The 13,413-nt window shown below is 29.2% G+C and carries 10 protein-coding genes and 5 tRNA genes; all 15 read right to left on the reverse strand.

All coding sequences use genetic code 11. The annotated features are described in order from the left end of the window. Window positions 1-4: 4 nt before the first annotated feature. Window positions 5-4,231, reverse strand: a complete 4,227-nt coding sequence (rpoC, locus tag H0H50_RS02260) for a DNA-directed RNA polymerase subunit beta' (protein WP_185867011.1) — start codon at window positions 4,229-4,231, stop codon at window positions 5-7. A 36-nt stretch (window positions 4,232-4,267) separates the two neighbouring features. Continuing rightward, window positions 4,268-8,074: a DNA-directed RNA polymerase subunit beta gene (gene rpoB, locus H0H50_RS02265; protein WP_394798970.1), complete on the reverse strand. Its 3,807-nt coding sequence runs from the start codon at window positions 8,072-8,074 to the stop codon at window positions 4,268-4,270. A 31-nt stretch (window positions 8,075-8,105) separates the two neighbouring features. Then, window positions 8,106-8,477, reverse strand: a complete 372-nt coding sequence (rplL, locus tag H0H50_RS02270; RefSeq protein WP_185867013.1) for a 50S ribosomal protein L7/L12 — start codon at window positions 8,475-8,477, stop codon at window positions 8,106-8,108. A gap of 73 nt (window positions 8,478-8,550) precedes the next feature. Continuing rightward, window positions 8,551-9,096 carry a 50S ribosomal protein L10 gene (gene rplJ / locus H0H50_RS02275; protein WP_185867014.1) on the reverse strand — a complete coding sequence of 182 codons (546 nt, stop codon included), beginning with the start codon at window positions 9,094-9,096 and terminating at the stop codon, window positions 8,551-8,553. Further along, window positions 9,093-9,788: a 50S ribosomal protein L1 gene (rplA, locus tag H0H50_RS02280; protein ID WP_185867015.1), complete on the reverse strand. Its 696-nt coding sequence runs from the start codon at window positions 9,786-9,788 to the stop codon at window positions 9,093-9,095. The genes rplJ and rplA overlap by 4 nt, the downstream gene beginning before the upstream one ends. Before the next feature lie 16 nt (window positions 9,789-9,804). Further along, complete coding sequence (gene rplK, locus H0H50_RS02285) at window positions 9,805-10,242, reverse strand: 50S ribosomal protein L11 (protein WP_185867016.1); 438 nt, start codon at window positions 10,240-10,242, stop codon at window positions 9,805-9,807. Window positions 10,243-10,244: 2 nt separating this feature from the next. Beyond that, on the reverse strand, window positions 10,245-10,799 hold the full coding sequence (nusG, locus tag H0H50_RS02290) for a transcription termination/antitermination protein NusG (protein ID WP_185867017.1): 555 nt from the start codon (window positions 10,797-10,799) through the stop codon (window positions 10,245-10,247). Window positions 10,800-10,809: 10 nt separating this feature from the next. Continuing rightward, the gene (gene secE / locus H0H50_RS02295; protein ID WP_185867018.1) at window positions 10,810-10,995 is read right to left on the reverse strand and encodes a preprotein translocase subunit SecE; all 186 of its coding nucleotides are present in this window, start codon (window positions 10,993-10,995) and stop codon (window positions 10,810-10,812) included. A 2-nt stretch (window positions 10,996-10,997) separates the two neighbouring features. Further along, a tRNA-Trp gene (locus H0H50_RS02300) sits at window positions 10,998-11,070 on the reverse strand. A gap of 34 nt (window positions 11,071-11,104) precedes the next feature. After that, a complete protein-coding gene (gene tuf / locus H0H50_RS02305; protein ID WP_185867019.1) occupies window positions 11,105-12,292 on the reverse strand; it encodes an elongation factor Tu in 1,188 nt (395 codons plus the stop codon). 34 nt (window positions 12,293-12,326) lie between these two features. Further along, window positions 12,327-12,398 (reverse strand) — tRNA-Thr (locus tag H0H50_RS02310). Between the two features lie 19 nt (window positions 12,399-12,417). Further along, a tRNA-Gly gene (locus H0H50_RS02315) sits at window positions 12,418-12,493 on the reverse strand. Between the two features lie 12 nt (window positions 12,494-12,505). After that, window positions 12,506-12,589, reverse strand: a tRNA-Tyr gene (locus tag H0H50_RS02320). Window positions 12,590-12,592: 3 nt separating this feature from the next. Then, window positions 12,593-12,666 (reverse strand) — tRNA-Thr (locus H0H50_RS02325). Between the two features lie 84 nt (window positions 12,667-12,750). After that, window positions 12,751-13,407, reverse strand: a complete 657-nt coding sequence (locus tag H0H50_RS02330; RefSeq protein WP_185867020.1) for a lipoprotein signal peptidase — start codon at window positions 13,405-13,407, stop codon at window positions 12,751-12,753. Between the last annotated feature and the right edge of the window lie 6 nt (window positions 13,408-13,413).

Consider the following 13,413-nt stretch of genomic DNA (forward strand, 5'->3'; position numbering starts at 1 on the left):
TTGATTATACAATATCTGGAGATATATTTTCATATTCTCTTAATCCTGTTCCTGCTGGTATTTTATGTCCCACGATTACATTTTCCTTTAACCCGTGTAAATAATCAGTTTTACTACTTATAGCTGCTTCACTTAAAACTTTTGTTGTTTCCTGAAACGAAGCAGCAGATATAAAGGATTTAGTTTGTAGAGCCGCTCTTGTTATTCCTTGTAGAATAGGTCTTGCTGTAGCAAAAATTGCATTTCTTATTTTTATTAATTTTTTATTTTTATATTTCAAAACTGCATTTTCATTTCTCAAATCCCTATAACTAATAATATCTCCATTTTTAAATATTTCAGAGTTTCCAGAATCTTCAACCACTTTCATTTGAGATATTCTATCATTTTCTTCTATAAAATCATCTTTATATTCTATATTCCCCTCCAAAAATTTTGTATCTCCTACATCTATAACTTCTACCTTTCTCATCATTTGTAAAACTATTACTTCGAAATGTTTATCATTAATCTTTACACCTTGCAAACGGTATACCTCTTGTATTTCTTTTATTAAATACTCTTGAACAGCTCTAGGTCCTCTTATATTTAAAATATCATTAGGAGTAATTGCCCCATCTGATAAAGGCATTCCTGCTTTTACGTAATCATTCTCCTGCACAAGTATTTGATTGGATAGTTTTACTAGATATTTTCTAATTTCTCCTGTCTTAGATTCTACAATAATTTCTCTATTTCCTCTTTTTATTTTTCCATGACTAACTATTCCATCTATTTCCGAAACTACAGCTGGATTAGAGGGATTACGAGCTTCAAACAATTCAGATAAACGAGGTAATCCACCTGTGATATCTCCTGATTTAGCAGTTCTTCTTGGAACTTTAACTAATATTCTTCCTATATCTATTTTTTCTTCATCTTCTACCATTAAATGAGCTCCTACCGGTAGATTATATACTTTTAATTCTTCATTTTTTTCATTAATAATTTTTAATGTTGGTATTAAATTTTTGTTTCTAACTTCCGTTATTACTTTTTCTTGAAAACCAGTTTGTTCATCTATTTCTATTTGAAAAGTAAGACCTTGTTCCAAATGTTGATAAGATATTATACCAGAAAATTCTGCAACAATAACTGCATTATATAGATCCCATTTGCAGATTAAATCTCCTGTTTTCAATCGATCTCCATGTTTTACATATAAAGAAGCTCCATAAGGAATATTATTAACCATTAAAACAGATGATTTTTCTATATTGAAAAGTTTCATTTCTGTAGATCGTGAAACTACTATTCCTATTTGATTCGAATCTTGACTTGTTGTCACAAATTTTAAATCTTCAAATTCCACAATTCCATCATATTTTGCTTTTATTTGTGAGGATTCTGTAATATTTCCTGCTGTTCCTCCAACATGAAAGGTCCGTAATGTCAACTGAGTTCCTGGCTCTCCAATAGATTGCGCTGCAATTACTCCAACAGCTTCGCCTTTTTGAACTATTTCTCCTGTAGATAAATTACGACCGTAACATTTAGAACAAATACCCATTTTTGCTTCACAAGTCAAAGGAGATCTAACTTCTACTATTTCAATTCCAGAATTATCAATAATTTCTGCCATTTTTTCATCAATCATTTTTCCTGAAGAAATTATTAATTGATTGTCTTTATAAATATCGTTCAAAGATATACGTCCTAAAATTCTATCAAATAAAGTTTCTACTATTTCTTCATTTTTTTTTAAAGCAGAAATTTCTAATCCACGTAATGTCTTACAATCTTCTATTTTTATAATTACATCTTGTGCGGCATCTACTAAACGTCTTGTAAGATATCCAGCATCTGCAGTTTTTAATGCAGTATCTGCTAATCCTTTTCGAGCACCATGAGTAGATATGAAATATTCTAAAATGGATAGACCTTCTCTAAAATTAGATAAAATAGGATTTTCAATAATCTCACCTCCAGAAGATCCTGTTTTTTGAGGTTTGGCCATTAATCCACGCATTCCTGAAAGTTGACGGATTTGCTCTTTAGAACCTCTTGCTCCAGAATCTAACATCATATATACGGAATTAAATCCTTGTCTATCTTCACGCATATATTTCATTACTTTTTCTGTAAGCATAGCATTAGTGTTTGTCCATATGTCAATTACTTGATTGTAACGTTCATTATTTGTTATCAATCCCATATTGTAATTCATTTTTACATTATCTACTTGTTTAATTGCATAATTAACCATATTTTTTTTGTTATCAGGAATAATAATATCTCCCAATCCAAAAGATAAACCTCCTTTAAACGCGTTATAAAAGCCTAATTCTTTAATATCATCTAAAAAATTAGCTGTAGTAGGTACATCTGTAAGATGCAATATTTTTCCTATAATCTCTCTAAGAGATTTTTTTGTAAGAGATTCATTAATAAATCCTACTTTTTTGGGAACTACTTGATTAAATAATACTCTACCCACAGTAGTTTCTATTATTTTACTAACAAATCTTTCTTTTTCACGAAGATTTACTTTAACTTTAATCAAAGCGTGCAAGTTTACTATACCTTGATTATATGCTATTTCAACTTCTTCTGGGGAATAGAAAATAAAACCTTCTCCTTTTACTTTTACTTTTGAATTTGATAATAAAGGTTTGGTCATATAATATAATCCTAACACCATATCTTGAGAAGGAACCGTAATAGGAGATCCATTAGCAGGATTCAATATATTTTGAGAAGCTAACATCAAAATTTGAGCTTCTAATATAGCTCCATGAGATAATGGTAAATGAACCGCCATTTGATCTCCATCGAAATCTGCATTAAAAGCAGCACAAACTAAAGGATGTAGTTGAATTGCTTTTCCCTCTATTAATTTAGGTTGAAAAGCTTGAATTCCCAATCTATGTAACGTAGGAGCTCTATTTAACAATATAGGATGCCCTCTTAAAACATTTTCTAAAATATCCCATATCATGGGATCTCTTTTATCAATAATTTTTTTTGAAGATTTTACTGTTTTTACTATTCCTCTTTCAATCAATTTTCGAATAATAAAAGGTTTATAAAGTTCTGCAGCCATATCTTTAGGTAAACCACATTCATGCAATTTCAAATAGGGACCTACTACAATAACAGATCGTGCTGAATAATCTACTCTTTTTCCAAGAAGATTCTGTCTAAAACGACCTTGTTTCCCCTTTAATGCATCAGATAAAGATTTTAAAGGACGATTAGCTTCTGATTTTACAGCAGAAATTTTTCTTGAATTATCAAAAAGAGAATCCACTGCTTCTTGAAGCATTCTTTTTTCATTTCGTAAAATTACTTCAGGAGCTTTAATTTCTATAAGTCTTTTTAAACGATTATTTCTTATAAGTACACGTCTATATAAATCGGTCATATCAGAAGCAGCATAACGTCCTCCATCCAAAGGAACTAAAGGTCGTAATTCAGGAGGTATAACTGCTAGTACATGAATAACCATACAAGATGGATTTCCTCCATTTTTTTTACCTTCTCTAAAAGATTCAACAACTTGTAAACGTTTCAAAGCTTCAGCACGTCTTTGCTTAGAAGTTTCATCACGTGCTTGGTTTCTTAGTTCCATAGATAAAAGATCTAAATCTACTCTATTTAAAAGATTTTCTACACATTCTGCACCCATTTTAGCAATAAATTTATTTGGATCAGAATCTTCTAATTGCTGATTTCCTTTCGGAAGTTTATTTAAAACTTGCAAATATTCTTCTTCAGTAAGAAAATCCCCTTTTTGAAAAGATGATCCATCTGAATATAAACCCATTCCTCCTTGAATAACAACATACCGTTCATAATAAATAATCATTTCAAGTTTTTTAGAAGATAATCCTAATAAATATCCAATTTTATTAGGAGAAGATCTAAAACACCAAATATGAACAATAGGAACTACAAGGCTTATATGTCCCATACGTTCTCTTCTAACTTTTTTTTCAGTAACTTCAACTCCACATCTGTCACAAACTATACCTTTATAACGAATTCTTTTATATTTTCCACATGCACATTCATAATCTTTTACTGGTCCGAAAATTCGTTCACAAAAAAGCCCATCTCTTTCTGGTTTATGAGTACGATAATTAATTGTTTCTGGTTTTAATACCTCTCCATGAGATTCCTTTAATATAATCTCTGGAGAAGCTAATCGAATAGTTATTTTATTGAATTTACTACTTTTTTTTCTATTCATTTTTTATGTTATAAAAACAATGGAATAATAAAAAATTCACTCTTCTAAACGAATATCTAATCCTAATCCCTTTAATTCATAACAAAGCACATTAAAAGATTCTGGATTATTAGGTTCAGGGATTGGATCTCCTTTTACTATGGATTCATAAGTTCTAGCTCTTCCAGCTACATCATCTGATTTAACAGTTAAAATTTCACGTAAAATATTGGAAGCGCCAAAAGCTTCCAAAGCCCAAACTTCCATTTCTCCAAAGCGTTGACCACCAAATTGAGCTTTTCCTCCTAAAGGTTGTTGAGTTATTAAAGAATAAGGCCCTATTGAACGTGCATGCATTTTATCATCTACCATATGACCCAATTTTAACATATATATGACTCCTACAGTTGCAGGTTGATCGAATCTTTCTCCCGTTCCTCCATCAAATAAATATGTAGTTCCAAAACGAGGAATTTCTGCTTTATCTGTATACTTACAAATTTCTTCTATAGTTGCACCATCAAATATAGGTGTGGAAAATTTAATGTTTAATTTATATCCAGCCCATCCCAATACCGTTTCATATATTTGACCTATATTCATTCTAGAAGGAACTCCTAAAGGATTTAGGACAATATCTACAGGTCTTCCATCTTCTAAAAAAGGCATGTCTTCTTGTCTTAATATTCTAGCTACTACCCCTTTATTTCCATGTCTCCCTGCCATTTTATCTCCTACTTTTAATTTTCTTTTTTTAGCAATATATACTTTCGCCATTTTAACAATTCCTGAAGGTAATTCATCCCCAACAGTAATAGAAAATTTTTTATGTTTGAAAATACTATTCAAATCATTTACCGCTATTTTATAATTATGTAAAATTTCTAATACCAAATTATTAATTTCAATATCATTAGTCCAATCACTAGAACAAATTTCTATATAATTTTGTATACTATTAAGTATTTTTACAGTAAATTTGATCCCTTTTTTTATAATCTCCTGTTTTTTTTCATCAAAAACAGAATTGTGACATAATTTCCCTTCTAAAATAGATTCTAACTTTTTAATTAAAAAAATTCTAAGATCTGAAAACTTTTTTTCATATTCTTTTTCTAAACGTCCTATTTTAACTTTATCCTGAGCTCTAGATGTTTTATCTTTTATACTTCTTGTAAATAATTTAGTGTCTATAACAACTCCAAATAATGAAGGTTCAGCTCTTAAAGAAGCATCTTTTACATTTCCTGCTTTATCTCCAAAAATAGCTCTTAATAATTTTTCCTCTGGGGTAGGATCAGATTCTCCTTTTGGAGTTATTTTTCCAATGAGAATATCACCAGGTTTTACTTCTGCTCCAACTCTTATAATTCCATTTTCATCTAAATCTTTAGTAGCCTCTTCGCTTACATTAGGAATATCATTGGTTAATTCTTCCATTCCTAATTTTGTATCACGAACATCTAAAGAATATTCATCTATATGTATAGAAGTAAACCAATCTTCACTTACCACTTTTTCGGAAATTAAAACAGCATCTTCAAAATTATAACCATTACATGGAATAAAAGCCACTTTTAAGTTTCTTCCTAAAGCTAATTCTCCATTTTCTGTAGCATAACCTTCACATAAAATTTGTCCTTTAACAACTTTCATTCTTTTTTTTACAATGGGTTTTAAATTTATACATGTATTTTGATTTGTTTTTCTAAATTTTATTAAATCATAAACCTTAATTTTAGGATCGAAACTTACTAAATCTTCTTTATATGTAGTATCATAACGGATAATTATTTTCGTTGCGTCAACATATTCTACAAATCCATTTTTTTCCGCATTAATTAATATACGAGAATCTCTTGCAACTTGCTGCTCTAATCCAGTTCCCACAATAGGTGCTTCTGGTTTTAACAATGGAACCGCTTGACGCATCATATTTGATCCCATTAAAGCTCTATTTGCATCATCATGTTCTAAAAAAGGAATTAGAGAAGCGGAAATAGAAGCTATTTGATTCGGAGCCACATCTATATAGTCTATTTGATCAGGTTTTACTATAGGAAAATCTCCATCTTCACGAGCTATAATTCTATTAGATAAAAAATGTCCATATTTATCTATAGCATTAGCTTGTGCTATAATTTTTCTTTCTTCTTCTTCCGCACTTAAATATTTTACTTCAGATTTTAAATTGATTTTCTTATTAGAAACAATTCGATAAGGAGTTTCAACAAATCCCATGTTATTTATTTTTGCAAATACAGAAAGAGAAGATATCAATCCTATATTAGGTCCTTCTGGAGTTTCTATAGGGCATAATCTTCCATAATGAGAATAATTTACATCTCTAACTTCAAACCCTGCCCTTTCTCTGGATAATCCACCAGGACCTAATGCTGAAAGTCTTCTTTTATGAGTGATTTCAGATAAAGGATTTGTTTGATCCATAAATTGAGACAATTGATTTGTTCCAAAAAAAGTATTTATTACGGAGGATAAAGTTTTAGCATTAATAAGATCTACCGGCATAAAAACTTCATTATCGCGAACATTCATTCTTTCTCTTATAGTTCTAGCCATTCTAGCCAATCCAATACTAAATTGAGTATAAAGTTGTTCTCCTACAGTCCTTACTCGCCTATTAGATAAATGATCAATATCATCTACTTCTCTTTTAGAGTTAAACAATGCATTTAAATGTTCTACTATTGCAATAATATCTTTTTTAGTTAAAACTAAATAATTAGGTTCTATATTTAAACCAAGACGTTTATTCAAACGATATCTTCCCACAGGCCCTAAACTGTATCTAGCATCAGAAAAAAAAAGTTTATCTATAACCCCTCTAGCAGTTTCTTCATCTGGAGGTTCAGTATTTCTAAGTTGTCTGTAAATATATTCTACAGCTTCTTTTTCAGAATTAGTTGGATCCTTATGTAAAGTATTGTAAATAATAGAATAATCTTTTTTTCTTTCTCCTTCTTTATGCAATAAAATAGTTTTTATTTCATGATGAATCATCAGATCAATATGTTCTTCTGTTAAAAAAACGTTTCTATCTATAAGAATCTCATTTTTTTCTATAGATAAAACTTCTCCTGTATCTTCATCCACAAAATCTTCATGCCAAATTTTTAATACTCTAGCTGCTAAAGTTCTATTTAAAATATTTTTTTCATTACTTTTTACTTTAATTTCTTCAGCTAAATCAAATATTTCTAGTATATCTTTATCTCTTTCATATCCTATTGCACGTAACAAAGTTGTCATAGGTAATTTTTTCTTTCTATCAATATATGCATACATAACATTATTAATATCCGTAGCAAACTCTATCCATGAACCTTTAAATGGAATAATTCTAGCGGAATAGAGTTTAGTTCCATTAGCATGATGAGATTGACCAAAGAAAACTCCGGGGGATCTATGTAACTGAGATACAATAACTCTTTCCGATCCATTAAAAATAAAGGAACCAGATGGAGTCATATAAGGACATGTTCCTAAATAAACATCTTGATACACTGTTTCAAAATCTTCATGTTCAGGATCTGTACAATACAATTTTAATTTAGCTTTTAAAGGAACACTGTAAGTTAAACCTCTTTCTATACACTCTTCTATTGAATATCTAGGAGAATCTATAGAATAACCTTTAAATTCTAAAACAAAAGAATTTCTAGCATCAGAAATAGGAAAATTTTCTGTAAAAGCTTTAAATAATCCTTCATTCTTTCTATCTTTTGATTTTGCATCTAATTGAAAAAATTCTTTAAATGATTTAATTTGAATATCCAAAAAATCCGGATATTCTACTGGTTTTGCTACTGAAGCAAAAGTAATTCTTTCTTTTTCTGTATTCACCAATTTTAATTTAAAAGAAATGTAAAAATTTTTATTTTAATTCCACTTCAGCTCCTATTTCTTCAAATTTGTTTTTAAAGTCTTCTGCTTCTTTTTTATTCACAGATTCTTTAAGAACACTGGGGACATTATCTACTAAATCTTTAGATTCTTTAAGACCTTTTCCAGTAATTTCTTTAACTAATTTCACAACAGATAATTTAGAATTTCCAGATGATTTCAAAATTATGTTAAAAATACTTTTTTCCTCTTTTTCACTAGCTTTTTCTTTTTGAGGTAAAACATTTTCCACTTTCGTTGAAGTGGGCGCTTCTATTCCATATTCTTTTTTTAAAAGAGTAGCTAATTCATTAACTTGTTTCACTGTTAAATTAACTAATTGTTCTGCTATCTTTTCTATCATGTTTTTTATTTATTTTTTTTTTAATATTAGTATTAGCTTAGTAAAGTAAGTAAACAATAAAATATCCAAATTTTCATTTTTCTTTTACAGAAGATAAAACTTCTAAAAGTTTAGATATTTTGTAATTTGTTGAATTTAAAATAGATGATATAATGTCTTGTATTGAAAATTGAAGAATATTTAAAATTTCACTTATAAGATCTTCCTTAGATTTTAGATTAAGCAATACATTTAAATCTTCATTTCCACCAAAATAAAAAGATTCTTGAGCATAAACTCCTTTTAAATAAGGTTTATCCGTTTTATCTTGAACATGAAAATTTTTTATAATTTTTGAAGTGATATTTGCAACATTTAAATTTGAAAATAATATAGTAGTATTTCCATATAAAATAGAAAAAAATGAATCAAATTTTTTATTCTTTATTTTATTTATAGCTTTTTTTAATAAAGTGTTTTTAGCCACTTTCATTTTAATATTATGCTCATAAAAACTTTTTCTAAGAATAGATATTTGATTAGAATTTAAATAGGACACATCAACTAAATATATCATTTCATTATTGGATAATATAGAAACTAATTCCGATAATTCTTTTTTTTTATTCTCTTTATTCATTTTTTAACAAAACTTTTTAAATCTAACGGTAAACCATAACTCATTGTACTAGATAAGTAAATACTTTTTATATAAGATCCTTTAGATGCAGAAGGTTTATTTCTGATTATTGTTCTCATAAATTCCTTTATATTATCTAATAAATATTGATGTGAAAAAGAAACTCTTCCTACTGAAGCGTGAACAATTCCATAACGATCTGCTTTGAAAGTTATTTTTCCAGATTTAATTTCTTTTATAGATTTTTCTGGATTTATAGAAACAGTTTCCATTTTAGGATTGGGCATTAATCCTTTAGGCCCTAATATTTTTCCTATAGTTCCTAATTGATTCATAACAGAAGGTGTTGCTATAATAATATCAATATCTGTCCATCCAGATTTAATTTTATCAATATAACTCAACCCAACATAATCAGCTCCTGCTTTTTTAGCTTCCGATTCTTTATCCTTAGGAACTAAGGCTAAAATACAAACATTTTTTCCTGTGCCATAAGGTAATGTAACCGTTCCTTTTACCATTTGATTAGGTAAACGAATATCTATTCCTAGATGTACAGAAATATCAATAGATGCATCAAATTTAACAAAACTAATTTCTTTAACAAGAAATAAAGCTTCTTCTAAAGAATACTTTTTACTAGAAATTTTTTCTATAATTTTCTTTTTATTTTTGGTTAATTTTTTTGACATACTATAATGAAGTTTTCTATCTATCAATTTCTATACCCATAGATCTAGCTGTTCCAGAAACCATGGACATAGCAGACTCAATCGAAAAACAATTTAAATCTTCTATCTTATTCTTTGCAATCATTTTAACTTCATTTAAGCCTATTTTTCCTATTTTAGAACGATTAGATTCTTTAGATCCTTTTTCTTTTTTTACCGCATTCAATAACTGAATAGAAACCGGAGGTTTTTTGATTAAAAAAGAAAATGATTTATCTTCATATACAGTTATTACTACAGGACATATCTCTCCTATTTTATTTTGAGTAAGTAAATTATATTGTTTACAAAACTCCATTATGTTAACTCCAGCACTCCCCAAAATAGGCCCAATGGGGGGGGCTGGACTTGCTTTTCCTCCATTGATTTTATGTATTTTAATTTTTTTTATCGTTTTTTTTCTTGTTTTAACCATGATTAAATTTTTTCTATCTGTGTAAAATTCAATTCCAAAGGAGTTTTTCTTCCAAAAATTAAAACAGCTAATTCTAATTTTCTTTTTTCTTCATTTATTTTTTCAATTGTTCCATTAAATCCTGTAAAAGGTCCATCTATAACTTTAATTGTTTCTCCTACTATAAAAGGGATATTAATATTTTCATACTTCTCAGAAAGTTGATCAATTTTTCCTAACATTTTATTAACTTCTTCTTTTCTCATAGGAATAGGGATAGCGGAAGAACCTTTCCCTTCACTTAAAAAATTTATAACACCTGGAACATTTTTTATCGCATGAGCAGCTTCTCCTTCCAAATTTGCTTCTACCATGACATATCCAGGATAATGAACTTTTTCTCTATGAATTTTTTTCCCTTTTCTCATTTGTATAACTTTTTCAATAGGGACTAATACCTTTCCTATATGTTCTTGAAATCCATTATCTCTAATTTCATTTTCTATATATAATTTGACTTTGTTTTCTTGTCCACTCATGGTTTTTATTACATACCATTTTCTTTCCAAATCACTCATTTCTATAATTTTATAAAGAAAACAATTTTTTAATCAAAAAAATAAAAAAACCATCCACTCCATATAAAAATATGGATAGAAATATAGAAAAAAAAGATACAATCATTGTTGTTATTTGTAAATTCTCCCATTTAGGCCATGTTATACAATGAAAAAATTCGTTATAAATTTCTAAAAAAAAATTATTCTTTTTCATAGCACGGATGGTAAGGATCGAACTTACGACCTTCGGTTTTGGAGACCGATGCTCTACCTGCTAAGCTACATCCGTTTTAAAATTTTTAAATTATATTTGAATTATAAAGTCAATCTATTATTTGAATAACTTGTCCTGCACCCACCGTTTTTCCTCCTTCACGAATAGCAAAACGTAAATTTTCACTTAATGCTATAGGTTGATGCAATTCAACCTCCATAGAAATATTATCTCCAGGCATTACCATTTCTACTCCATTTGGTAGATGAATTTCCCCTGTTACATCTGTTGTTCTCAAATAAAATTGAGGACGATATTTATTGTGAAAAGGAGTATGTCTTCCTCCCTCTTCTTTTGTCAGAATATATACTTCTGCTTTAAATTTCTTATGAGGTTTTACAGATCCTGGTTTTCCGACTACCATTCCTCTTCTAATATCTTTTTTTTCTATTCCACGTAATAATAAACCCACATTATCTCCTGCTTGACCTTTATCTAATATCTTTCTAAACATTTCAACTCCTGTTACTGTGGATGATAATTTATTTTCTCCCATTCCAATAATATCAACCAAATCCCCTGTATTAATAATGCCACTTTCAATACGTCCTGTAGCTACTGTTCCTCTTCCTGTTATAGTAAAAACATCTTCTACAGGCATCAAAAATGGTTTATCTATTTCTCGAACTGGTTCGGGAATATAATCATCCAACACTTTCATCAAGTCTTTTATTTTTTCTATCCATTTTTCTTCTCCATTTAAAGCACCTAAAGCTGATCCTTGTATAATAGGAATATTTTCTCCATCATATTCGTACTTGGAAAGTAACTCTCTAATTTCCATCTCTACTAATTCTAATAATTCTGGATCATCTACTTGATCTACTTTATTCATAAATACCACAATTTTTGGAACACCTACCTGACGAGATAATAATATATGTTCTCTAGTTTGAGGCATGGGCCCATCTGTAGCGGCTACAACCAGAATCGCTCCATCCATTTGAGCTGCCCCTGTTATCATATTTTTAACATAATCTGCATGTCCAGGACAATCAACATGTGCATAATGCCTTTTTTCTGTTTCATATTCTACATGAGATGTATTAATAGTAATTCCTCTAGCTTTTTCTTCAGGAGCATTATCTATTGCATCAAAACTCTTTTCTTCTGCTAATCCAATTTTTGATAATACTTTTGTTATTGCAGCAGTTAGAGTCGTTTTACCATGATCTACATGACCTGTGGTTCCTATGTTTACATGCGGTTTGTTTCGTTTAAATTTTTCTTTTGCCATGATAAAATTATTATAATATAATGAGTTTAAAAAAAGCCAACGGCGGGAATTGAACCCGTGACCTCTTCCTTACCAAGGAAGTGCTCTACCACTGAGCTACATTGGCCATGTAAATATTATTCTCATGGAGCGGAAGACGGGATTCGAACCCGCGACATTCAACTTGGAAGGCTGATGCTCTACCAACTGAGCTACTTCCGCTTTATTTTAATATGGGGAGAGCAGGATTCGAACCTGCGAAGGCTATGCCAACAGATTTACAGTCTGTCCTCGTTAACCAGACTTGAGTATCTCCCCAAAAGCCGATGGAGGGATTCGAACCCACGACCCCGAGATTACAAATCACGTGCTCTGACCAACTGAGCTACACCGGCTATTCAAATTTTATTCGTAATGATGAAAATCAGGACGATACAAATCTATGGAGATTTTTATAATTCTCAAAAAAATAATAAACGTTACAAAATTTTTACATTTTTAATTTTACGCTTAAATATGAATAGTGAAAACACTCCAATAAATATAACAACATCAGAAAAATTAAAAATCGGTTTAAAAAATTGAAAATTATAACCTCCAAAAAATGGAATCCAGAAAGGGAAACAAGTATCTATTATAGGAAAATAAAACATATCTACCACACATCCTTCCATTAAAGAAGCGTATCCACCAACATAATTTTTTTCAATAATATCAAAATTTATTTTTGATATTCCAGAATAAGGAATCCATTTTTGATATTTTTGATTATATATTGTTCCTGTATCAAATAACAAACCATATAAAGCACTATCCAAAAAATTTCCCATAGCTCCAGAAAAAATCATAGAAATAGGAATAGTTAAATATTTAGAAGACTTTTTTTTTATATTTTTGTAAAGAAAAATAAAAATGAAAAAAACTAAAAGCAAACGTAAAACACTCAATAATATTTTTCCATAATATCCTAATCCAAAATTAATACCATAAGCCATTCCTGGATTTTCTACAAAAAAAATCCTAAAAAAAGGAAGTATAGTAATTCCACCTCCTAATTCAAAATGAGTTTTAATATAAATTTTTAAAATTTGATCTATTGATAAAATTAAAAAAATAATTAAAAAAAATTTTTTCAAATGAAA

The sequence above is a fragment of the Blattabacterium cuenoti genome (assembly GCF_014252015.1).
GTDB lineage: Bacteria > Bacteroidota > Bacteroidia > Flavobacteriales > Blattabacteriaceae > Blattabacterium > Blattabacterium cuenoti_U.

Coding starts and splice junctions, on each gene's coding strand:
- tuf (WP_185867019.1), bottom strand. CDS start 12,292: ATGGCAAAAGAAAAATTTAAACGAAACAAACCGCATGTAAACATAGGA.
- rplJ (WP_185867014.1), bottom strand. CDS start 9,096: ATGAATAAAGAGAATAAAAAAAAAGAATTATCGGAATTAGTTTCTATA.
- rpoC (WP_185867011.1), bottom strand. CDS start 4,231: ATGAATAGAAAAAAAAGTAGTAAATTCAATAAAATAACTATTCGATTA.
- nusG (WP_185867017.1), bottom strand. CDS start 10,799: ATGAGTGATTTGGAAAGAAAATGGTATGTAATAAAAACCATGAGTGGA.
- secE (WP_185867018.1), bottom strand. CDS start 10,995: ATGAAAAAGAATAATTTTTTTTTAGAAATTTATAACGAATTTTTTCAT.
- rplA (WP_185867015.1), bottom strand. CDS start 9,788: ATGTCAAAAAAATTAACCAAAAATAAAAAGAAAATTATAGAAAAAATT.
- rplL (WP_185867013.1), bottom strand. CDS start 8,477: ATGATAGAAAAGATAGCAGAACAATTAGTTAATTTAACAGTGAAACAA.
- rplK (WP_185867016.1), bottom strand. CDS start 10,242: ATGGTTAAAACAAGAAAAAAAACGATAAAAAAAATTAAAATACATAAA.